At 67.3% G+C, this 872-nt stretch carries 1 protein-coding gene; it reads right to left on the bottom strand.

The window, feature by feature from the left end; genetic code table 11:
* Positions 1-872 (bottom strand): 4Fe-4S dicluster domain-containing protein (locus GJV82_RS19210; protein WP_155100332.1); only part of this gene is annotated, 872 nt, incomplete at both ends.

The raw sequence follows: 872 nt of genomic DNA, 5'->3' as shown, positions 1-872 counted from the left end.
TGGGCGGCCAGCAGGTCGTGCTCGTCCTCCACGCTCGCGGCCTCGGTGACCTTGTCCGCGTCGTAGAGGACGAGGCCGAGGTAGCGCAGGCGTCCGACGCAGGTCTCGGAGCACACGGTGGGCAGGCCGACCTCGATGCGGGGGTAGCACAGGGTGCATTTCTCGGCCTTGCCGGTCTTGTGGTTGAAGTAGACCTTCTTGTAGGGGCAGCCGGTGACGCACATGCGCCAGCCGCGGCACTGGTCCTGGTCGACCAGGACGATGCCGTCCTCGGCCCGCTTGTACATGGCCCCCGACGGGCAGGACGCGACGCAGGCGGGGTTGAGGCAGTGCTCGCAGATGCGGGGCAGGTAGAACATGAACGTCTTGTCGAGCTCTGTGGCGACGTGCTCGGACATGTGCTGCAGGATCGGGTCGTCGGCCATGGTCGCGGTCGAGCCGCCGAGGTCGTCGTCCCAGTTCGCCGACCAGGAGATGGTCATGTCCTGGCCGGTGAGCAGGGACTTCGGCCGGGCGACGGGGGTGTGCGCGCCCTGGGGGGCGGAGAGCAGCATGTCGTACTCGTAGGTCCACGGTTCGTAGTAGTCGTGGACCGAGGGCAGCACGGGGTTGGAGAAGATCGTCGCGAGCTTCTTCAACCGGCCCCCGGCGCGCAGCGTGAGCTTGCCCCTCTTCGTGCGGACCCACCCGCCCTGCCAGCGGTCCTGGTCCTGGTAGGTGCGGGGGTACCCCAGGCCGGGGCGGGTCTCGACGTTGTTGAACCACACGTACTCCACCCCGGTGCGGTTCGTCCACGCCTGCTTGCACGTCACCGAGCACGTGTGACACCCGATGCACTTGTCCAGGTTCATCACCATCGACATCTGCGCCAT

This window comes from Cellulosimicrobium composti (assembly GCF_009711085.1).
Lineage (GTDB): Bacteria > Actinomycetota > Actinomycetes > Actinomycetales > Cellulomonadaceae > Cellulosimicrobium > Cellulosimicrobium composti.
The sequence above is the reverse complement of the archived record's forward strand: the minus strand, read 5'-3'. Positions and strand labels throughout refer to the sequence as shown.